This is a genomic window from Arthrobacter sp. FW306-07-I, assembly GCF_021800405.1.
Classification (GTDB): domain Bacteria; phylum Actinomycetota; class Actinomycetes; order Actinomycetales; family Micrococcaceae; genus Arthrobacter.
Genome location: NZ_CP084550.1, coordinates 3,871,154 through 3,892,015 on the forward strand (window position 1 = coordinate 3,871,154; position 20,862 = coordinate 3,892,015).

A 20,862-nucleotide genomic window follows, 5' to 3' on the forward strand; every position below is an offset into this window, starting at 1 on the left:
CAAAGGTCAGGCCTGCGGCAGCACCAGCAGGTAGCCGGCGGGCAGGGCGCTGCTCCACCGCCGGGGCTCACGGACCACAAACTGGGTAGCAAGTTGTTCGGGGCTCAGCAGAGCATTGGGCGCGGGCGACGGTCCCCACTGGCCGCTCCCGTAGGGGTACAGCGGATCAAGGACGTGGACACCGGTTACCGAGAAGTCCGCGAACTGCCGGGGGTCCCCCACCGACTCGAAACCGCTCATCACCCAGGCATGCCGGCCGCTCCACATCACCAGCCCAACAGGCCGCCCCGTTTCGGTGATGGCACGGGCCGCCGTCCGCAGTGCTTCCTGGTAGTCGGGAATGCTTACGACGCCGTACGGCCCCATTCCTGACAACGTCAGGACCTGCGCCCAGCCGAACGGGTTGGCACCGTTGAACGAATCGGACGAACGGGCACGCGCCATTTCCCACAGCTCGTTCTGCTGTGCCCGGTCAGCCCAGGTTCCGCCGCCGGTGTCGTCGATGAGGTTGTGCGCCATCTGAATGCTCGCGGCCACACACCAGTCGAAGGTGTACTGCGGCACGAAATCCCCCTCCCGGTACAGGTTGAGGGCGAACGGCTGCGGCGCCGCGGCTGGAGCTGGAGCCGGGGCTGGAGCTGGAGCTGGAGGGGCTGCCGGACTCGGAGCCGGTTCTGCAGGCGCTGCCGGGATGGGGGCCGGCGGAGGTGCCAGGGCGGTACTGGCTGCGGATGCATCGGGACCGGCAGAGGACTCCGTAGAAGCATCCGCAGATGCAGCAGCCGGTGAGGCGGGAGCACTCGACGCCTCCCGGAGATCCGCCACCGTCGTGCAGCCGGAAAGGAATCCGGCCACGGCAACGAGCCAGGCCAGAAGACGGAGGCGGGCGCCGGTCATGATCGCTCCAATTCGTTTCCGCAGAACGGACTTACGTCATCCCAGTCTGCTGCCCGGGGCCGGTCTTGACTACCCCACCCCACCTTCCCTACACTTTTCATAAAGCAGAATCTAAATTCCACAAAGCGGAAACGGTGAGGAAGCCGGACGCAAGGGAAAATAGATCAAAGCCCTCCTTGGAAGGACCTACGATGACGTACACAGTGAACTGCTCCATCCTCCTCACGGAGCTGCCCCTGCTCGAGCGCCCCGCCGCCGCCAAGGCAGCAGGCTTCGACGCCGTCGAATTCTGGTGGCCCTTCGAAACCTCCGTCCCGGCGGACAGCGAGGTCACCAAGTTCGAGAACGCCATCACGGACGCCGGCGTCCAGCTCACGGGCCTGAACTTCAACGCCGGCAACATGCCCGGCGGCGACCGCGGCCTGGTCTCCTGGAAGGGACGCTGCTCCGAGTTCAAGGACAACATCGACGTGGTGGCCGGCATCGGTGAGCGCCTGGGCTGCAAGGCCTTCAACGCCCTCTACGGCAACCGGCAGGACGAATTCACCGCCGAAGAGCAGGACGAACTCGCCGTCAAGAACCTGGCGGCAGCAGCCCAGGGCGTGGCCCGCATCGGCGGCACCGTCCTCCTGGAACCCGTCAGCGGCGCACCCAAGTACCCGCTCCTCACCGCCGACGACGCACTCAAGGTCATCGCCCGCGTGAAGGAGGAGGCCGGCGTCGACAACATCAAGCTCCTCGCTGACTTCTACCACCTGGCAGTCAATGGCGATGACGTCCCGGCCGTCATCGAAAACCACGCCAAGGACTTCGGCCACATCCAGATCGCCGACAACCCGGGACGCGGCGCACCCGGTAGCGGAACACTCCCGCTCGGCGAGTGGATCGCCCGCAGCCGCGAACTCGGCTACGAAGGCTACATCGGCCTCGAGTACAAGGAACCGCAGGAAACGGCCTTCAGCTGGGCCATCCGCGAGCGCGTATCCAACTGACCCCTCCCGCCCAACTGACTCGCAGTAGTTGTCGTTATGAGCCCTCAAAACGACAACAAATGCGAGTCAGTTGGGAACACATACAGACTTCAGAAAGAGAACCATCATGAGCAACGTTGCAGTCATCGGACTCGGAATCATGGGCCTGCCCATGGCAATCAACCTGGTCAAGGCCGGCCAAACCGTCACCGGCTTCAACCGCAGCCAGGACAAGATCGACAAGCTGGTCTCCGAGGGCGGCAAGGGTGCCTCGAGCATCGCTGACGCCGTCAAGGATGCCGACGTCGTCATCACCATGGTGCCGGACTCCCCCGACGTTGAGGGCGTAGTCAGCGGCAAGGATGGCGTCTTCGCCAACGCGAAGCAGGGCACCCTGTGGATCGACGCCTCCAGCATCCGCCCCGACGTCGCCAAGCGCCTGTCCGACGAGGCCCGCGAAGCAGGCATCCGCCCCCTCGACGCCCCGGTCTCCGGCGGCGAACAGGGCGCCATCGACGCCGTCCTCTCCATCATGGTCGGCGGTGAGAAGGCCGACTTCGAGGACGCCCAGGATGTCCTGAACGCCGTCGGCAAGACCATCGTCCATGTGGGCCCCTCCGGCTCAGGCCAGACCGTCAAGGCTGCAAACCAGCTGATCGTCGCCGTCAACATCGAGGTCCTCGGCGAGGCCATCGCTTTCCTTGAGGCCTACAACGTGGACACGGACGCCGCCCTCAAGGTCCTCGGCGGCGGCTTGGCCGGCTCCAAGGTCCTGGACCAGAAGGGCCAGAAGATGCTGGACCGCAACTTCGACCCCGGCTTCCGCCTGGCCCTCCACCACAAGGATTTGGGCATCGTCACCTCGGCCGCCCGCGAAGCCAACGTCACCATCCCGCTCGGCGCTATCGTCGCCCAGCTCGTCGCCGCCACCGTCAACCAGGGCGACGGCGCACTGGACCACTCCGGACTCTTCAAGCAGGTCCTCCAGCTCAGCGGCAGGAAATAAGCACCAGCGCTACAGGCGCCTAAGAAACACCAGCAGGGCACCCGCCGTCGGACATAAAACGACGGCGGTTCCCTCACCATACCCAAAAACACCCAGACTTCGCCCCAAAGGGGCACAACAAGGAGCACCCCATGAGCAAGATGCGTACCGTTGATGCAGCGGTGGCCATCCTGGAAAAGGAAGGCGCCATCGAGGCGTTCGGCCTGCCAGGCGCCGCCATCAACCCCTTCTACTCCGCAATGCGCGCCCACGGCGGCATCCGCCACACCCTGGCCCGCCACGTCGAAGGCGCCAGCCACATGGCCGATGGCTTCAGCCGCGCCAAGGACGGCAACATCGGCATCTGCGTCGGCACCTCGGGGCCCGCCGGCACCGACATGATCACCGGCCTCTACGCAGCCTGGGCAGACTCGATCCCCATGCTTTGCATCACCGGCCAGGCCCCCGTGGCCAAGCTGCACAAGGAGGACTTCCAGGCCGTGGACATCGAGTCCATCGCCAAGCCCGTCACCAAGATGGCCATGACCATCCTGGAACCGGGCCAGGTTCCCGGCGCCTTCCAGAAGGCCTTCCAGCTGATGCGCTCCGGCCGCCCCGGGCCGGTGCTGCTGGACCTGCCCATCGACGTGCAGATGGCAGAAATCGAATTCGACATCGACACCTACGAGCCACTCCCCGTTGAGAAACCCAAGGCCTCCCGCAAGCAGCTGGAAAAGGCCCTGGACATGCTGCTCGCCGCCAAGCACCCGCTGATCGTGGCCGGGGGCGGCATCATCAACGCCGGCGCCTCCGCGCAACTGGTGGAGCTGGCCGAAACCCTGAACGTTCCGGTCATCCCCACCCTGATGGGCTGGGGCACCATCCCGGATGACCACCAGCTCATGGCCGGAATGGTGGGCCTGCAGACCAGCCACCGCTACGGCAACGAGAACTACCTGCGGAGCGACTTCGTGATCGGCATCGGCAACCGCTGGGCCAACCGCCACACCGGCGGCCTGGAAACCTACACGGCAGGCCGCAAGTTCGTGCACATCGACATCGAGCCCACCCAGATCGGCCGCGTGTTCTCACCGGACCTGGGCATCGCGTCCGACGCCGGCGCGGCGCTGGCGGGGCTGGTTGAGCTCGCCAAGGAGCGGGCAGCGGCAGGGTCCCTGCCGGACTACAGCGCCTGGGGTGCAGAGTGCCAGGACCGGAAGGCCTCCCTGCACCGCAAGACGCACTTCGAGAACATCCCCATCAAGCCGCAGCGCGTGTACGAGGAGATGAACAAGTCCTTCGGCCGCGACACCACCTACGTGTCCACCATCGGCCTGTCCCAGATCGCCGGCGCGCAGATGCTGCACGTCTTCGGCCCGCGCAAGTGGATCAACGCCGGCCAGGCAGGCCCGCTGGGCTGGACCGCCCCGGCTGCCCTCGGCGTCGCCCGCTCCAACCCGGACCAGACCGTGGTGGCCCTCTCCGGCGACTACGACTTCCAGTTCATGATCGAGGAACTGGCCGTGGGCGCGCAGTTCAACCTGCCGTACATCCACGTGGTGGTGAACAACTCCTACCTGGGCCTGATCCGCCAGTCCCAGCGCGGCTTCAACATGGAACAGAACGTGTCCCTGGCGTTCGAAAACATCAACAGCTCCCACCTGTCCGAGGACACCCGCGGCTACGGCGTGGACCACCTGAAGGTGGCCGAAGGCCTGGGCTGCAAGGCCGTCCGCGTGGAGGACCCCAGCGACCTCGCTGCCGCGTTCGACAAGGCCAAGGCCCTGATGGGTGAGTTCCGGGTTCCCGTGGTGGTGGAAGTGATCCTGGAGAAGGTCACCAACATCTCCATGGGCGTGGAAATCAACGCCGTGAACGAGTTCGAGGAACTGGCGGAATCCGCCGCCGACGCTCCCACCGCCATCCTGGCACTGCAGGCCTAACCATGCGCATCGTGATCGCCCCGGACAAGTTCAAGGGATCGCTGTCAGCCCCGGAGGTGTGCAGCCACCTGGAAAAGGGCCTGCAGCGCGGGGCCGGCGGCAACCTTGACGTGGTCCGGATTCCGGTGGCCGACGGCGGGGAGGGCACCCTCGACGCCGCCGTCGGCTCCGGATTCACCCGCCGCACGGCAACGGTCGCCGGGCCAACCGGACAGCCGGTGCAGGCGGACTTCGCGGTCCGCGGGCATGAGGCAGTCATTGAAATGGCGACGGCGTCCGGGCTGGCCCTGGTGCCAAGCGTCCGGAATGGCGGCCGCCCGGACTCAACGTCTGCCGCCACGGCCAGCAGCCTGGGCACCGGCCAGCTCATCCGGGCAGCGCTCGACGCCGGCTGCCGGCGGATCGTGCTCGGCGTGGGCGGCAGTGCCAACACCGACGGCGGCGCGGGGCTCCTGCAGGGGCTCGGCGCCAGGTTCCTGGACAACAGGAACAACGAACTTCCACCGGGCGGGGCTGCGCTGGCAAACCTGCACAGCATCGACTTCACCGATTTCGAGCCCCGACTGGTGGACACACGGTTTGTGCTGGCCTCCGATGTGGACAACCCGCTGCTGGGCGCCCAAGGCGCCGCAGCGGTGTTCGGTCCGCAGAAGGGCGCCACGCCCCAAGACGTCGGCATGCTCGACGCCGCCCTGGCCAGGTTTGTCGAAGTCCTGGCCAGGGAAATCGGATTCCGCGCCGTCAAGGCTGCTGAGGCTCCCGGAGCCGGGGCAGCCGGCGGCGTGGGCTACGCCGCCATCGCCGTCCTGGCCGCGTCGCGGCGGCCGGGCATCGACGTCGTCCTGGAATTCACCGGGCTGGCGGACCGCCTGGCGGGTGCAGACCTGGTGATCACCGGCGAAGGCAGCCTGGACGAGCAAAGCCTGCTGGGCAAAACCCCCATGGGCGTTGCGCGGGCCGCCGCGGCCCAGGGCGTTCCGGTCATCGCCGTCTGCGGCCGGACCACCCTGGACCAGGGCCAGGCGGCAGCGGCCGGATTCGAGGACGTCTACGCTTTGACGGCGCTCGAAACCGATGTAAACAGGTGCATAGCAGAGGCTGGGCCGCTGCTGGAGCAGCTGGGCACCCAAATCAGTGCGGGGCTGGCGGCCAACAGGCCCGCCGCCGCAAGTACCAAGGAGGACCTCCGTGTCTGAAGAACGTTTTGACCTCGTCATCCGGGGCCAGCGCATCCTGACCACCGCCGGCATCGCGCCGCGCGAGGTAGGTGTCCGCAACGGCAAGATCGTGGCCATCGAACCGCTGGGCAACGGCCTGGCCGGCGCCGAAGTCATCGAACTGGCCGACGACGAAACCCTGCTCCCCGGCCTGGTGGACACCCACGTCCACGTCAACGAGCCTGGCCGCACCGAGTGGGAGGGCTTCGCCTCCGCCACCCGCGCTGCGGCAGCGGGCGGCGTCACCACCATTATCGACATGCCGCTGAACTCCGTCCCGCCCACCACCACGGTGGAGAACCTCAAGCTCAAGCGCGAGGTGGCCGAGGACCAGGCGTTCATCGACGTCGGATTCTGGGGCGGGGCCATCCCCGGCAACAAGGCCGACCTGCGCCCCCTGCACGACGAGGGCGTCTTCGGCTTCAAGTGCTTCCTCCTGCACTCCGGTGTGGACGAGTTCCCGCACCTGGACGCGGACGAGATGGAAGAGGACATGGCCGAGCTGAAGTCCTTTGACTCGCTCATGATCGTCCACGCCGAAGACTCGCACGCCATCGACCGCGCACCCCACCCGGGCGGCGACCACTACCAAACCTTCCTGGCTTCCCGACCCCGCGGCGCCGAGAACAAGGCCATCGCCGAGGTCATCGAACGGGCCCGCTGGACCGGTGTGCGCGCGCACATCCTGCACCTGTCGTCGTCGGACGCGCTGCCCATGATCGCCAGCGCCAAGCGTGACGGGGTCAGGCTCACCGTGGAGACCTGCCCGCACTACCTCACGCTGATGGCGGAGGAAATCCCGGACGGTGCCACCGCCTACAAGTGCTGCCCGCCCATCCGCGAGGCCTCCAACCGGGAGCTGCTGTGGCAGGGCCTGCAGGACGGCACCATCGACTGCATCGTCTCGGACCACTCCCCTTCCACCCTGGACCTCAAGGACCTGGAAAATGGCGACTTCGCCGTGGCCTGGGGCGGCGTCTCGTCGCTGCAGCTGGGCCTGTCCCTGATCTGGACCGAAGCGCGGCACCGCGGCATCCCGCTGGAGCAGGTGGTGTCCTGGATGGCAGAGAAGCCCGCCAACCTGGCCCGGCTGACCAACAAGGGACAGCTGGCCCTGGGCTACGACGCCGACTTCTCCGTCTTCGCCCCGGACGAAGCCTTCGTTGTGGACGTCTCCAAGCTCAAGCACAAGAACCCCATCACCCCTTACGACGGCAAAGCCCTGTCCGGCGTCGTCCGCAAAACCTACCTCCGCGGCGCCGTAGTGGACGGCCAGACCCCTACGGGCAAGCTGATCCGCCGCGGCGGCGTATAGGGGCGCGCCATGGCAGTGGAAGCCCATCATCCACGGACGGCGGCCCCGCACCAGGTGCCGTATCCGGTTCCGGCCCGGCGGGCCACGGCCCACGGACTGGCCCTGTGGGTGGTCCCGGCTGAAGGAACCAGCCCGGAACTCCTGCACCATGCCGCCCAAATGGTCCTCGCGAGGGCCCTCGAAACTGCTCCGGAGGCGGAAGTCCACTGGCCTGCCGCCGGAGCCCCCACGTCCGCCGCGGAGGAAGCAAAAGATGACTCCTCCCGCGCTTCCTCCGCGGCGGAGGCACCCAGCCCGGCACTTTCAAGGGCCGACGGCGGCACCCGCCTGCCGCCGTCGGCCGGCCCCGTCAGCCGCGTCGCCGTGGACCTTGCCGCGGACACCGTCCTGCTGGACGGCCGTCCGGTGGCGCTGACCGGCGTCGAGTACAAGGTGCTCCGGTATCTGGTGACCCACCTGTCCCGCACAGTGGGCCGCGAGGAGCTGCAGGAGTTCCTGGAATCGCTGGATTTCCCCGGCGCCACCGCCCGCTCCATCGACGTATACGTGGGCAGGATCCGCAAGAAACTGGGCAACGCCCGCCACGCCGTGGCCACGGTGCGCGGCGGCGGCTACCAGTTTGTTCCCGGCCCGCACGCCGCGGTTCGGGGTCCTGCGGAATACTGCATATGACGCGCGGGTTTGTATCAGTAAGCGGCAACCCGCTTCACTGGATGTTTGGCCATCACTGACCGAGTCTTACAAAGGAACGCCATGAGCCCCACCCTGACCACCAAGCTTCAGCCCGGCACCCCGGCTCCTGATTTCACCCTCCGGGACGCCCAGGGCCGGGAAACCTCCTTGGCCGATTACCGTGGCAAGAACGTCATCGTGTACTTCTACCCCAAGGCCGCCACCCCCGGCTGCACCACCGAGGCCTGCGACTTCCGCGACAGCCTTGCCTCCCTGCAGGGCAAGGGCTATGAAGTTCTCGGTGTCTCCCCCGACGCCCCGGAAGCGCTTGCCGGTTTCAGCGGCGACTTCTCCCTGACCTTCCCGCTGCTCTCCGACCCCGACCACGCGGTTGCCCTGGCCTACGGCGCCTGGGGCGAAAAGCTGGTCAACGGCGAAATCCACGAGGGGATCGTCCGCTCCACGGTTGTAGTGGATCCCCAAGGAAACGTCACCCTGGCCCAGTACCAGGTCCAGGCCGACGGCCACGTCACCCGCCTCAAGGAAGCCCTGGGAGTCTAAGCTCTCTCTGCATCTCCGGACGCCCCAGTACATACTGCTGGGGCGTCCGGCGTTTAACCTTCTGCCTTCACCTCTGCTGCAACCTGCGCATAGGACGCCGAAACCCTGCGGTAGACCGGCGTAAGGAAGGCCAGCAGCGCCGCCGCGATCATGATGATGCCCGCCACCAGGAACACCAAGGCGATCCCGCGGGACGTGCCCTCACCCAGCAGCGGCGCCAGGGCGGCGGCGCCGTCCGCCGACCGCGCATAAGGGATGATCCAGAACTGGGCGATGGGGGCGATGAGGAAAGCGGTGACAGGGGCCGCGGCGGACTCAAACGCCATAGCGAAGCCGAAGACGCGGCCTTGCCGCTCCAACGGCACCACCCGCTGGATGACGGTTTGTTCGGCCGCCTCCACGAACGGGACCAGCAGCAGGTAGAGCCAGATTCCCAGGATGTAGAGCCACGCCCACTCCCGCAGGGTGAAGACCGCGCCGAGAACCCCCATGACTGCCACTGCCATCAGCAGGGTGCGCAACGGGTTGGCTCCCAGCCCGAATTTGCCGATCAGGGCACCGCCGATAATGAACCCCGTGGATCCAACTGCGAACACGGCGCCCCACATCTCCACCGAGAACATCTCCAGCCCGTAGGGGTCCATCAGCGCCATGTAGACGCCCCCGATGAAGTTGTTGAACGTGGAAAACAGGACCAGCGCAAACAGCCCGGAGATGGCCAGCACCGCGGCCAAAGAACCCCGAAGATCAAAGCCGCCTTGGGCGTCCGTTGCCGCCGCGCGCACTTCCTCGGGCATCCGCAGGGTCAGCAGGTGCGCGGCGGCGAGCGCCGTAAGCACCAGTGCGACCGCGATGGTCCAGCCCATGCCGAGCAACCCGACGGAGAGTCCGGACAGCAGGGAGGTGACGATGAACATTAGCCCCTGCACCATACCCACCAGCCCGTTGGCATTGGCGCGGCGTTCAGGCTCGATGAGGATGGTGACGGTTGTGGACAGGGCGATGTTCCGCAGGTTCTCCACCACGGCGCCGACCAGGATGATCACACTGAAGATCCAGAACCACGGCTGCCCCAGGTCCAGCAGCGATGCCGAGGGCGTCAGCAGGAACATCACCCCCGACAGCACGAACATGACCAGGCTGAAGCCGGCGGCGAAGCGCATGACGGCCAGCTTGCGGTAACGGTCCACGAAAGTGCCAAAGCTGATGCTGGACAGGGCGATCAGCAGCATGTAGGCGCCGCCCACCACGCCGGTGGCAATCACGTTGCGCGTCTCCAGGTACAGCCAGAAAGTCAGCGCGAACCACAGGTAGCTGGTGGTGATATTCGCCAGGGCGGTGTTGACCAGGATGCCGGCAAAGGTTCGGGAGCGCTGGGCCGGGGTACGCAGGGAGCGGTGGATTGTTTCTGGATCCGCAGCGGCGTTGCCCGGTTCCTGCTGGGTCATGCGTCCCAGTGTAGTGACGCGCAAGGACCGCCAACAGGGTGGAAACTGGCCTGAAGGGGATTCAGCTCTACCCCAAATTCAGGAAGGGGACGCCATGCACAACGGGACGGATAAGGAAGCGCCGGCGAACGGGAAGGACCCGCGCCTGGCACTGGTGCTCGCCTCGGTCTTCGGGTCAAGTCAGGACGCCACCATGGAACTAACCGTAGTGGTCGACGGTGCGGTCCTGTCCGGATCGGTGGTGTCGGAGCAGGCCTGGACGCAGCGGCAGAATGACCAGGTGCGGATTGGCAGCTGGGCTGTCGCCGGGGTCCTCGACGCCTGGGAATCCGCGACGGATGAATCCGGCAACGGCGCCCAGCCGCAGTACATCCACTTCCTGGGGCCTGTCCTTCTCTCAGGAGGAGTCAGGGTGCCGCTGCAGGCAACCCGTGTTGACGTCCGCAGGGTGGCGGCGTGGAGTATTGGCCGGATTCCCGGTGACTAGGATGATCGCATGGTGATCGAGGTGCGTCCGGCAACAAACTTCGAGGACGTCAAAGCACTGGTAGGGCCCAAGCGGCCGGACGCCACGGTCTGCTGGTGCCTGAGCTACCGGATCCCCTCCAAGCAAAACGTTTCGCTGCGGGGCGAGGAACGGGGGGAACTGGTCAGGCGGCTGGTCACCCAGGATCCGCCACCCGGAGTCATAGCGTACGACGGCGGCGAACCCGTTAGGTGGGCAGCGGTCCACCCGCGCGCGGACACCAGCTTCGCCCGCAACAGGAAGATCCCGCACGTTGACGACCGGGACGCCTGGTCGGTCTGGTGCCTCCGGGTACGCCCCGGCCACCGCGGAAAGGGGATCTCGCACCACCTGCTGGAAGGTGCCGTCGGGATGGCACGGTCCTATGGGGCGCCCGTCGTGGAGGGCTATCCGGTGGACAACGGCGGCAGCAAAGTGGACCTCACCATGGCATATGTGGGAACCCGCAAGCTGTTCGAGGACGCAGGCTTCACCAAGGCGGCGGACACGACGTCGGTCCTGAACGGTTTTCCGCGCGTGCTGATGCGGCTGGAACTCACATAAGCACGGGCTTCGGCGGCTCCCCCAGAGCTACTTCCGGCGCCAGTATTTGCCCCAGTCAACCTCCATGGCCCATAGCGCCAGGAGCAGCGCGTCCATGGTCATGAGTCCTGCCATTAGGTACGACCAGCCGAGCAACAAACTCACAGCAATCTCCTGACTATCCCCCAGCCAATCGATTGCTGCTAAGTGTGGCACCTAAAGCGCCGCTACGGAATGCCCTCCACCCGCAGTTTTGAAAAGGACTTCGAGCCTGCGGTGCGCCTCGGTCTCCAGCTTCAGCCGCCGGGTCAGCTTCTCTACGTGCCGGGACATCTCCTCCCCCACCGGAAGCCGGTCCCCCGGCCAGCTGGACACTTCCCGCGATTCGGCGAGCGCGTGCTCCAGTTCCCGCGATGCCGCCCGTACTTTGCGTGAGTGGAAGTAGACGCGAAGCCATGCTTTGGCCTTGTCCGCGCCCTTCCTCTTAACTTGTTCCATGTGGCTTCCCCGCCTTCCGCAAGCCGTACAGCCTCCGCGCGGTGTCGTCGTCGTACGCTGTTTCCTGGAAGCTGCTGCGTTCCTTCGAGTGTGAGCGCCGCACCTCAACGTCCCGGCAAGCAGATGCCAAGATTTCCACAAGATCTGCTGAGCGGTGCCCCTGCGCAGGACCGAAAAGGGTGGGTATCGCCTCCTGTCAGGCAAGTCACCGGAAACTGTGAAGCCTAAGACATGCCCTGTGCGGCTTAATACGGTAGAAGTAGAGAATGGTCTCTCCCTCCGAAACTCGCCGTGCGGTAGTCATCGAAGATGACCCGGACATCCGCGGCCTGCTGGTCCGCGTCCTGGTGAAGCAGGGCTTTGACGTCACCCAGGCGGGCGCCGGCCTCCCCGGAGTGGAGGAAGTCCGGCGGACCAAACCGGACCTGGTGACGCTGGACCTGAACCTGCCGGACCTTGACGGGCTGGAGGTATGCAAGCTCCTGCGCGAATTCTCGGACGCGTTCATCGTGATGCTCACTGCCCGCGCGGACGAACTGGACAAGCTCACCGGGCTGGACAACGGCGCCGATGAATACATCAGCAAGCCGTTCAGCCCCCGGGAACTCCAGTCACGGATCAACGCCCTGTTCCGCCGCCGCCCCTCCCAAGCGGCGGCGTCCGCCGCCCGGAGTGAACTGGAACGCGCCACGGAGGTGCAGCAAAGCCTTCTGCCCAAGGAGGACATCCGGGTGGACGGCTACGACGTTTCGGGCCTTTTTCGCCCCTCCCGCAGCGTGGGCGGCGACTTCTACGACTGGTACCAGACGCCCGACGGGCTCCACCTGACCTTCGCCGATGCCATGGGCAAGGGCATGGGCGCGGCGCTGATCGCGGCAACGGTCCGTGCAGTGATGCGCTCCACCGGCCTGCGGCAGGACCTGGACGCGGGGTTCGCCTCTGCCAGCAAGGCAATCGCCAGCGACCTTGACTCCTCCAACTCCTTCGTCACCCTCTTCCATGCCCGGCTGGACGCGGCGTCCGGCAAGGTCAGCTACGTCGACGGCCGGCCACGGACTTGCGCTGCACGTCCAACCTGCGGGTCCGGCGGACCGCCTCCCCACCGGAGGGCCTCCAGTGGGGGCCTGGCCCGGAAGGCAGTGGCCGCAGGCAGAGCTGGAGCTGGCCCCGGGCGATTCCCTGGTTGTGGTCAGCGATGGCGTGCTGGATGTGTTCGAGTCCGTGGAGGATTTCACGGACGCCGTGCAGCAGGCAACGCAGGCTGCAGGTTCGGCCCATGAAGCCAGCAGCTCCATCATGGCCCTCGCCCCGGCGGAGACCGCCGAAGACGACGTCACGGTGGTTGTGGTCCGCCGGCTCCCCGGGGAGGTGGCAGCATGACCCGCTTCTGGACCCGGCTGGTGGTGGTGCTCACCGTCCTGACCGGCCTGAACTACATCGCCTGGCGCTGGGCGGCGTCCCTCAACTGGGATGCCTGGTGGATTGCCCTCCCCCTGGTGGTCGCCGAAACCTACAGCCTGATCGACGTCATGCTCTTCGGCATGACCGTGTGGAAGCTGAAGATCCGCAAAGGCGCCCCGCCGCCGCCGCAAGACGCCACCGTGGACGTCTTCATCACCACCTACAACGAGGACCTGGACATGGTCCTCACCACCGCGCTGGCGGCGCAGAAGATCCGGCACCCGCACAGCACCTGGATCCTGGACGACGGCGCCCGCCCCGAGCTCAAGGCCTTGGCGGAACAGCATGGCCTGGGCTACGTCACCCGCAGCGGGGACTGGACCAAGGACCTGCCGCGGCACGCCAAGGCCGGCAACCTCAACAACGCCCTCATGGTCACCCACGGCGAATTCCTGCTGATCCTGGACGCGGACCAGATCCCCGAGCCGGACATCCTGGAAAAGACCCTGGGCTACTTCAACAACCGGCGCGTGGCCCTGGTCCAGACGCCCCAGTACTTCAGCAATGTCCCGGCCGACGATCCGCTCGGCAGCCAGGCACCGCTGTTCTACGGCCCCATCCAGCAGGGCAAGGACGGCTGGAACGCGGCCTTCTTCTGCGGCTCCAACGCCATCCTGCGCCGGGAGGCCCTGATGCAGCTGGGCCTGGTGGGCTACGTCAAGGAAACCGAGAAGAGCATCCGCCGGGCCCTGGCCGCCTCCCGGGCAGCCATCAAGCAGGCCCGGAAATCTGCCGATGTCGAGTCACCCCTGGTGGCGGAGGTCCTGGACGAGGTGGAGGCGGCGACCCGCGAAGCCCAGGCGGAAGTGGACACCGGCCGCCCCCTCAGCGAAGTGACCTACCGGGTCCGCCGCCGCGTGGACGCCGCCGTCCAGACCCTGGTCCAGGCCGACGTCGCAGCACTGCAGGCAGACCTCGAGGAAATCGCCGCCATGGAGCTGGCCCACGTGGGCGAGTCCGGTGTCCCAGTGGTGGCTGATGACGCCGTCCAGCGCATGTCCGCCCGCGACTGGTCCCCGCTGGGCGCCCTGGAGTCCGTCCAGGCCGTCCTGGATGCCCTCACCGTGGAGCGCAGCAACGAGGCCCAGCCGGTGATGCCTCTGGCCACCATCTCGGTGACCGAGGACATGGCCACCGCCATGCGCATGCACGCCATGGGCTGGGAGAGCGTCTACCACCACGAGATCCTGGCCTACGGCCTGGCGCCGGAAGACCTCAAGACCATGCTCACCCAGCGCCTCCGGTGGGCCCAGGGCACCATCCAGGTGTTGCTCCGCGAGAACCCTTTGGTGCAGAAGGGCCTCAAGCTCGGCCAGCGCCTGATGTATTTCGCCACCATGTGGACGTACCTGAGCGGGTTCGCCGCGGTCATCTACTTCGCCGCCCCCATCATCTACCTGCTGCTGGGCATCCTGCCGGTCAGCAGCCTGAGCTGGGACTTCTTCATCCGGTTCATCCCGTTCATGGTGGTCAACCAGCTGCTGTTCGCCGTGGCAGGCCGGGGCATTCCCACCTGGCGCGGCCAGCAGTACAGCCTTGCGCTGTTCCCCACCTGGATCAGGGCATGCACGACGGCGGCCCGCAACGTCTGGTTCGGCCGTCCCCTTGGGTTTGCCGTCACCCCAAAGGCGCGCCAAAGCGGCGGACCCAGCTGGAGCCTCATCCGGCCCCAGATCGTGGTGTCCATCCTGCTGGCCGTCGCCGCCGTCGTCGGCATCATCCGCCTGGCCACCGGCCTGGCCGAGCCGCTGGGCACCCTGGTCAACGTTGTCTGGGTGGTCTTTGACCTGGTGGTCACGAGCATCCTGGTCCGCGCCGTGCTCTACAAGGGGTACGAACCGGCCGCAGAACCTGCAAACAGAGAGGAATCCTGATGGAGTTCAGTTACGAGGTCAAAGATTCGTACGCGGAGGTCAAGGCGGACGGCCGGCTCAACATGGTCTCCGCGCCCAAACTGCGCGAGTTCGTCACGGACGTCATCGCCGGCGGATCCAACCGGATCGTGGTCAACCTGGAAAACACTGCGTTCATGGATTCCTCCGGCCTTGGCGCGCTGATCGGCTGCCTCAAGGCCGCCCGCCAGGCCGGCGGCGACCTGCGCATCGCTGCCGTGCAGCCGCAAGTGAACATGGTCCTGAAGTTGACCAGCATGGACAAGGTCCTCACCGCCTACCCCACGGCCGAGGAGGCGTTCAGCAATGACTGAGGTACTGGCATCGCGCAGCTTCCGCGGACCGGCCGCCGAAGAGGCCATAGAAGAGATCCACAACGACCTCGACAGCCTGTGGCTGGACGTCCCGTTCGTGAACGACATGGACCAGATGACGTTCACCACCGCCGTCATCGAATCCGCGTCCAACATCGTCCAGCATGCGCAGCCGGCCGGGGACCGCGAGGTGGAGCTGGGCGTGGAGACCACGGTGCAGCCCGCGCTGCTGCAGGCCCGGGTCAGCGCCTATTACGCCAAGGCGCCGTTCGGTCCCATGGAGGCCTCCACCCCGGACGACGACGCCGAGTCGGGGCGCGGCCTGGCCTTGATCGAGGCGCTGGTCACCACGGTGACATTCGAGCGCCAGGACGGAACCAACACGTGGGTGCTTTCCAGGACGTCCTCAGGAGACTAGGAATCTGGCGCGCCGCTTGACAGTGACCCTCGCCTGCTCTTGAATATTGCGTATGCTGAAATAACAGTTCCATGATGCGGAAGCCTGCCTTTGTGCGCAGGTGCCGGGCACTCCGGCGTCCGCATAGCCGTCACCGTGGATGCCAGCATGACACCAAGGAATACGACCAGCATGAAGCTTGCCGAATTCAACAGCGCGGATCCTACCGCGGCCCAGGCCATCCTCCGGCCCTGCATCGACATCAGCCGCTGGGTGGAGGCGGTGGCCGGCGCACGCCCGTTCGCCGGCCGTATCGAGCTCCTGGAGTTCGCCGCCCAGGCTGCCAACCCTTTCACTCCCGCCGAGGTTGAAGCCGCCATGGCCCACCACCCCAGGATCGGGGAACGCCCGACGGCGGCCAGCACCGAGGCGTCAATGTCCCGTTCCGAGCAGGCCGGGGTGGACCCTGCGGACGCTGAAGCCGCCGGGTCCCTGGCGCGCGGGAACCGTGAGTACGAGGAGAAGTTCGGCCGGGTCTTCCTGATCCGGGCAGCCGGACGCACCGCCCCGGAAATCCTGGCGGCCCTGAACCAGCGGCTCTCCAACTCTCCGGAAGAAGAAGACAGCATCGTGGCGCAGCAGCTGCGCGAAATCGCCGTACTGCGGCTCGAAGGACTGATCAGCGAATGAGCGTTTCCCACGTCACTACCCACATCCTCGACACCGGCGCCGGGCGCCCGGCGGCGGGGGTCGCCGTCGTCCTTTCAAAGAACGACGGCGGCACCTGGCGCGAGCTGGCAGCGTCCAGCACCGACGCGGACGGCCGGGCGAAGGACCTGGGGCCGGAGCAGCTGGAACCGGGACACTACAAGCTGAACTTCGCCACGGGCAAGTACTACGCAGGCCTGCGGACGCAGACCTTCTTCCCCGAAGTGGACCTGGTGTTCGAGGTCACCGGCCCCGAGCACTACCACGTGCCGCTGCTCCTGAGCCCGTTCGCATACTCCACCTACCGCGGGAGCTAGCGGAAATCCAGGGCGGCCGGACGCCGCCCAGGTTGATCCAATGTCACGGCCGTCACAGTTCCCGCATAGGATCAGGAAGTATGGCTCCTAAAAATGAACCGGAATCAGATACCGACACCGAAGGCGGCCAGTCAGGCGGAGTGCAGTCCGTGGAGCGTGCTCTGACCGTCCTGGAGATCCTGGCCAGGGAAGGGCACGCCGGCGTGAGCGAGATCGCCGAGGAGATGGGGATCCACAAGTCCACCGTCTCCCGGCTGATGGGTTCCCTGGTAACCCGCGAAATGGTCCACCAGAACAGCGAGCGCGGAAAGTACCAGCTCGGCTTCGGCATCCTGCGCCTGGCCAGTTCCATTCCCGGCAGGCTGAGCCTGGTGCACGAGGCACGGCCTGTGCTGGAAAGCCTGGCGGAGGAGTTCAAGGAAACCGTCAACCTCGCCGTCCTGCGTTCCAACTATGCAGTCAACGTGGACCAAGCCATGGGCCCTTCCACGCTGGCCACCTACGACTGGGTGGGAAGCCTCACGCCCTTGCATGCGACCTCCAGCGGAAAGGTGCTCCTGGCAGCACTGGGGGCCGATGAACGGGACCGGATCCTCAAGGAGACGGGATTGGAAGCCCGAACGGCCCGGACTGTCACAAACCGGAAGAAACTGGACGCGGAGCTGCTCGAGGTGGCCGCCAAGGGGTACGCCGTGGTCCGCGAGGAGTTCGAAATCGGCCTGAACGCGGTGGCGGTGCCCGTCTACAACCACCAGGGCACCGTGATTGGCGCCCTCAGCATCTCGGGACCCGCATTCCGTTTCGACCCTGAGCAGATCCCGGGGCTGCTGGAAACACTCAAGGAAGCCGGACTCAAGGTCAGCGCCAACATGGGCTACACGGTCCGATAACAACAAAATGACCCCCGGCTGGCCGGGGGTCATTTTGCTTTAAGCGGGGACACGGCCTGTGCAGCCTCCCTTGACTTTCAAAGTGACGTACAGCACTCTTGTTGCTTAGCGCGAACTCTGTTGATCTTTGCGGAACACCTCCCCCACAGGGCTAATGACCCTTCCCCCGCATGGCCGCGGTTTCCGGTTGCCGTTAGGGCTCCTGCAACTACAGGCCAAGCACACTCGCAAGCCCATGGACTAGCCAAAGGACCCGCTTTCATGGCCATCAATAGTGATTTGACTACCCCCAAGCCCAAAGTGCCTCCGTCAGGGGACGCCGCCCCTGCAAGCCTTGACGATCCACGGGAAGAAGCGGCCCCGGCTGCCCCTAACGATCATGAACAGATCCTCGAAGAGCTGCGGCTGGGCAGGCGGGAGCAGGAAGTCTCCCAGCGCCGCAACCGGAAGTTGACGCTGGACAAGGCGACGTTCGGGATCACGGGCGCCATAGCCTTGGCCTTCATTGCCTGGGGATTCCTCGACAAGGACGGTCTCGCCGCCACGTCAAAAGACGCCCTTGACTGGGTAATGGAGTACACGGGCTGGCTGTTCATGGTCCTCGCCTCACTCTTCGTCGTCTTCGTGCTGTGGCTGGCAATGAGCAAGTTCGGCAACATTCCACTGGGCAAGGACGGTGAAAAGCCTGAATTCCGCACGGTCTCCTGGATCGCGATGATGTTCGCCGCCGGTATGGGCATCGGCCTGATGTTCTACGGCGTCGCCGAGCCGCTGTACCACTTCATCTCTCCGCCGCCGGGAACCGTCGATGGCCGCACTCCGGCCGCCATCCAAACGGCCATGGCCACCTCGATCTTCCACTGGACGCTTCACCCCTGGGCCATGTACGCCGTCGTGGGAATAGCAATGGCCTACGGCACGTACCGACTGGGCCGCAAGCAGCTGATCTCCGCCGCCTTCACCTCCCTGTTCGGGATCAGGACCGTTGAAGGACCGGTGGGCAAGGTCATCAACATCCTGGCCATCTTCGCCACGCTCTTCGGCACCGCAGCTTCCCTGGGCTTGGGCGCCCTGCAGATCGGCAGCGGCTTCACTTCCAACGGCTGGGCCGGCGAAATCGGAACCCCCGTGCTGGTCGGGATCGTCGCCATCCTGACGGCATGCTTCGTTGCCTCCGCAGTTTCCGGCATCAGCCGGGGCATCCAGTGGCTGTCCAATATCAACATGGTCCTCGCCGTCGTGCTGGCCATGATCGTCTTTGTGGCAGGGCCGACCCTTTTCATCCTCAACCTCATTCCCTCCGCTCTGGGTGACTACATCCGGGACCTGGCCGCAATGTCTTCCCGCACTGAGGCCGTCGGCGACGAAGCATTGCGCACCTGGATGTCGGGCTGGACCATCTTCTACTGGGCCTGGTGGATTTCCTGGACACCCTTTGTGGGAATGTTCATCGCCCGCATCAGCCGTGGCCGCACCATCCGGCAGTTTGTCACCGGCGTCCTGCTCGTCCCCAGCATTGTCAGCGTGGTCTGGTTTGGCATCTTCGGCGGCACCGCCTTCCGCATCCAGCAGGAAGCGGACAAAACCGGTTCGCCGGGGCTCATGACCAGGGTCGACGGCAAGGCCACCATCGATTTCGATGGTGCCCTGTTCAACCTGGTCAAGAACCTCCCGCTGCCCGCCTGGCTGACCGCGGCCGTGATCGTCCTCGCCATGGTTCTGGTGGCAATCTTCTTCATCACCGGCGCCGATTCCGCATCCCTGATCATGGCTTCACTGAGCTCCAACGGCAGCTCTGAACCTAAGCGTGCCCTGGTCATCTTCTGGGGTGCCCTGACCGGTGCCGTGGCGGCCGTCATGCTCCTGGCCGGCGGCGACCAGCCCTCGGAAGCACTGTCCGGCCTTCAGCGGATCACCATCGTGGCGGCCCTGCCCTTCATCATCGTTATGCTGCTGCTCTGCTTTGCCATCACCAAGGATCTGCGGCGGGACCCGCTCTCCCTGCACCGCCGGCTGGCGGACTCGGTGGTGGAGCGGGCCATCCGCACGGGGGTCGAGCAGCACCGCGGCGTCCAATTTGAACTTGTGACCAAGCACGAGTGCTCAGAAGCGTGCGCAAAGGGCAGTCCGTGCCCAGGGGCAAGTACGGACGCGCAGAAGGCAGCCCACCGGTTGTAGGAGCACCGGCATTGCAATGGCCCCGGCGGCTGCGTCGGGGCCATCGTCGTTATGGCTATGCAGACCAGCCAAGGGGCCGGAACTGCGGGTTAGGTCCAGACACAGCTGCGGGCTGCGCTAAAAACTGGCAGCGCTGCGGGCGGCAGGGCGATTAAGCCCAGATCTGATAGCCCGATGACTTGTCGAAAATGCGCCGCGTGCTGATGCCTTCGGCGGCTATCCAGAGGACCGATCCGTCCTCCGCGGCTTGGTCCACCACCCCGGTGGCCACATGCTCCCCCAGTAGCCACACCTCAACACTCCGGCCGGGCACGAGTATGGCGCAGGTCACACTCCGAGTCAACGACGGTCCTGAGGGCCGGGATGGGCTAGGCGTTGAAAAGGGCCTCGCGCACCGCATGCTCGAATCCACTCACGTGGGCTTTGGCCAGCTCCGCGGCGCGATCTTCATCCCCGTCAATGACCGCCCGGAGCAGATCGAGGTGTTCGCGCACATGGTGATGGAGGTCCGGCAGCCGGTCAATGACCATGCACCAGATCCGAGTGGCCAGGTTGTCGTAGCGGATCAGGATGTCCTCCAGGTGAGGGTTGGCCGCAGCGGCGTAAATCCCCTGGTGCACCCGGGCATCCAGCCGCAGGGTCTCTGTCACCGTTGCCGCAGCCACGTCAAACGCCTCCACCTCCTCGAGGGTGGCAGACAGCTCCGCGCGGGCCGCAGGCGAGGCAACCCTCGCTGCACGTGCGGCGGCAAGGGGCTCCAGCTGTGCCCTGATCTCGGAGATGAAGGAAAGGTCGGTGACGTCCACCCGGGTGGCGAACGTCCCCCGCCTGGGGTAAGTCTTCACCAGCCGGTCCAGCTCCAGCCGCTTGAGCGCTTCACGCACCGGGGTTCTCCCCACGCCCAGGTTCCTGGCAAGGAGCTCGTCATTGAGCAGTTCTCCGGGCTTGATTTCCAGCGTCAGCAACCGGTCCCGGATGCTTTCGTAGGCGACGTCGGCCAGCGACTTCCTGCCGGCGTCGTCCGCCACCGCCAAAGCCTCAAATGCCATGCCGGGCCCCCTTCTTCGCAATCCACAAAAAATCTATTGACCTCGTCTGTGGACCAGTATACGCTGGCACCCAATCTAATATATCAGTTCAGTGCTTTGGA

General features: G+C 65.9%; 21 protein-coding genes and 1 pseudogene. 17 read left to right on the forward strand and 5 right to left on the reverse strand.

Annotation, left to right across the window (positions count from 1 at the left end; all coding sequences use genetic code 11):
• Positions 1–6: 6 nt before the first annotated feature.
• On the reverse strand, positions 7–897 hold the full coding sequence (locus tag LFT46_RS18035; protein ID WP_236820566.1) for a hypothetical protein: 891 nt from the start codon (positions 895–897) through the stop codon (positions 7–9).
• Between the two features lie 191 nt (positions 898–1,088).
• Here LFT46_RS18035 and LFT46_RS18040 point away from each other — a divergent pair, with 191 nt between their 5' ends.
• The 7 genes from LFT46_RS18040 to bcp all read left to right on the forward strand — a co-directional run bounded on the left by LFT46_RS18040 (position 1,089) and on the right by bcp (position 8,561).
• Positions 1,089–1,889: a hydroxypyruvate isomerase family protein gene (locus LFT46_RS18040; protein WP_236820567.1), complete on the forward strand. Its 801-nt coding sequence runs from the start codon at positions 1,089–1,091 to the stop codon at positions 1,887–1,889.
• A gap of 106 nt (positions 1,890–1,995) precedes the next feature.
• Positions 1,996–2,874: a 2-hydroxy-3-oxopropionate reductase gene (locus LFT46_RS18045; RefSeq protein WP_236820568.1), complete on the forward strand. Its 879-nt coding sequence runs from the start codon at positions 1,996–1,998 to the stop codon at positions 2,872–2,874.
• Between the two features lie 131 nt (positions 2,875–3,005).
• On the forward strand, positions 3,006–4,796 hold the full coding sequence (gcl, locus tag LFT46_RS18050) for a glyoxylate carboligase (RefSeq protein ID WP_236820569.1): 1,791 nt from the start codon (positions 3,006–3,008) through the stop codon (positions 4,794–4,796).
• 2 nt (positions 4,797–4,798) lie between these two features.
• Positions 4,799–5,992, forward strand: coding sequence for a glycerate kinase (locus tag LFT46_RS18055; RefSeq protein ID WP_236820570.1), 1,194 nt, complete (start codon positions 4,799–4,801; stop codon positions 5,990–5,992).
• Positions 5,985–7,328 carry an allantoinase AllB gene (gene allB / locus LFT46_RS18060; RefSeq protein ID WP_236820571.1) on the forward strand — a complete coding sequence of 448 codons (1,344 nt, stop codon included), beginning with the start codon at positions 5,985–5,987 and terminating at the stop codon, positions 7,326–7,328. The genes LFT46_RS18055 and allB overlap by 8 nt, the downstream gene beginning before the upstream one ends.
• Before the next feature lie 9 nt (positions 7,329–7,337).
• Positions 7,338–8,000 carry a winged helix-turn-helix domain-containing protein gene (locus tag LFT46_RS18065; RefSeq protein WP_236799793.1) on the forward strand — a complete coding sequence of 221 codons (663 nt, stop codon included), beginning with the start codon at positions 7,338–7,340 and terminating at the stop codon, positions 7,998–8,000.
• A gap of 81 nt (positions 8,001–8,081) precedes the next feature.
• Positions 8,082–8,561 (forward strand): thioredoxin-dependent thiol peroxidase, encoded by a 480-nt coding sequence (gene bcp, locus LFT46_RS18070; protein ID WP_236820572.1) that lies wholly within the window; start codon positions 8,082–8,084, stop codon positions 8,559–8,561.
• A gap of 53 nt (positions 8,562–8,614) precedes the next feature.
• On the opposite strand, the gene LFT46_RS18075 is transcribed toward bcp, so the two are convergent.
• Positions 8,615–10,009: an MFS transporter gene (locus tag LFT46_RS18075; RefSeq protein WP_236820573.1), complete on the reverse strand. Its 1,395-nt coding sequence runs from the start codon at positions 10,007–10,009 to the stop codon at positions 8,615–8,617.
• Positions 10,010–10,103: 94 nt separating this feature from the next.
• On the opposite strand from LFT46_RS18075, the gene LFT46_RS18080 reads away from it, so the two are divergent.
• Positions 10,104–10,496, forward strand: a complete 393-nt coding sequence (locus tag LFT46_RS18080; RefSeq protein WP_236820574.1) for a hypothetical protein — start codon at positions 10,104–10,106, stop codon at positions 10,494–10,496.
• Positions 10,497–10,505: 9 nt separating this feature from the next.
• Positions 10,506–11,078, forward strand: coding sequence for a GNAT family N-acetyltransferase (locus LFT46_RS18085; protein ID WP_236820575.1), 573 nt, complete (start codon positions 10,506–10,508; stop codon positions 11,076–11,078).
• Between the two features lie 195 nt (positions 11,079–11,273).
• Here the strand turns inward: LFT46_RS18085 and LFT46_RS18090 are convergent, their stop codons facing one another.
• Positions 11,274–11,555, reverse strand: coding sequence for a hypothetical protein (locus tag LFT46_RS18090; RefSeq protein ID WP_236799800.1), 282 nt, complete (start codon positions 11,553–11,555; stop codon positions 11,274–11,276).
• Positions 11,556–11,821: 266 nt separating this feature from the next.
• Between LFT46_RS18090 and LFT46_RS18095 the strand changes: the two are divergent.
• From LFT46_RS18095 to LFT46_RS18130, 8 genes and pseudogenes are all read left to right on the forward strand, one after another.
• Positions 11,822–12,935: pseudogene (locus tag LFT46_RS18095) on the forward strand (PP2C family protein-serine/threonine phosphatase).
• On the forward strand, positions 12,932–14,890 hold the full coding sequence (locus tag LFT46_RS18100) for a glycosyltransferase family 2 protein (RefSeq protein WP_236820576.1): 1,959 nt from the start codon (positions 12,932–12,934) through the stop codon (positions 14,888–14,890). Before LFT46_RS18095 ends, LFT46_RS18100 begins: the two are co-directional and overlap by 4 nt.
• Positions 14,890–15,222, forward strand: coding sequence for an STAS domain-containing protein (locus LFT46_RS18105; protein WP_141945622.1), 333 nt, complete (start codon positions 14,890–14,892; stop codon positions 15,220–15,222). Before LFT46_RS18100 ends, LFT46_RS18105 begins: the two co-directional genes overlap by 1 nt.
• Complete coding sequence (locus LFT46_RS18110) at positions 15,215–15,640, forward strand: ATP-binding protein (RefSeq protein WP_236820577.1); 426 nt, start codon at positions 15,215–15,217, stop codon at positions 15,638–15,640. Before LFT46_RS18105 ends, LFT46_RS18110 begins: the two co-directional genes overlap by 8 nt.
• A 171-nt stretch (positions 15,641–15,811) precedes the next feature.
• Positions 15,812–16,309, forward strand: a complete 498-nt coding sequence (gene uraD, locus LFT46_RS18115; protein WP_236820578.1) for a 2-oxo-4-hydroxy-4-carboxy-5-ureidoimidazoline decarboxylase — start codon at positions 15,812–15,814, stop codon at positions 16,307–16,309.
• On the forward strand, positions 16,306–16,644 hold the full coding sequence (gene uraH, locus LFT46_RS18120) for a hydroxyisourate hydrolase (protein WP_236820579.1): 339 nt from the start codon (positions 16,306–16,308) through the stop codon (positions 16,642–16,644). The genes uraD and uraH overlap by 4 nt, the downstream gene beginning before the upstream one ends.
• A gap of 80 nt (positions 16,645–16,724) precedes the next feature.
• Positions 16,725–17,534, forward strand: coding sequence for an IclR family transcriptional regulator (locus LFT46_RS18125; RefSeq protein WP_236820580.1), 810 nt, complete (start codon positions 16,725–16,727; stop codon positions 17,532–17,534).
• A 261-nt stretch (positions 17,535–17,795) separates the two neighbouring features.
• Positions 17,796–19,712 (forward strand): BCCT family transporter, encoded by a 1,917-nt coding sequence (locus LFT46_RS18130; protein ID WP_236820581.1) that lies wholly within the window; start codon positions 17,796–17,798, stop codon positions 19,710–19,712.
• A 151-nt stretch (positions 19,713–19,863) separates the two neighbouring features.
• Here the strand turns inward: LFT46_RS18130 and LFT46_RS18135 are convergent, their stop codons facing one another.
• Both LFT46_RS18135 and LFT46_RS18140 read right to left on the reverse strand, forming a co-directional pair.
• Positions 19,864–20,043 (reverse strand): hypothetical protein, encoded by a 180-nt coding sequence (locus tag LFT46_RS18135; RefSeq protein WP_236820582.1) that lies wholly within the window; start codon positions 20,041–20,043, stop codon positions 19,864–19,866.
• A 37-nt stretch (positions 20,044–20,080) separates the two neighbouring features.
• Positions 20,081–20,761, reverse strand: a complete 681-nt coding sequence (locus LFT46_RS18140) for a GntR family transcriptional regulator (protein WP_236799813.1) — start codon at positions 20,759–20,761, stop codon at positions 20,081–20,083.
• Positions 20,762–20,862: the final 101 nt, after the last annotated feature.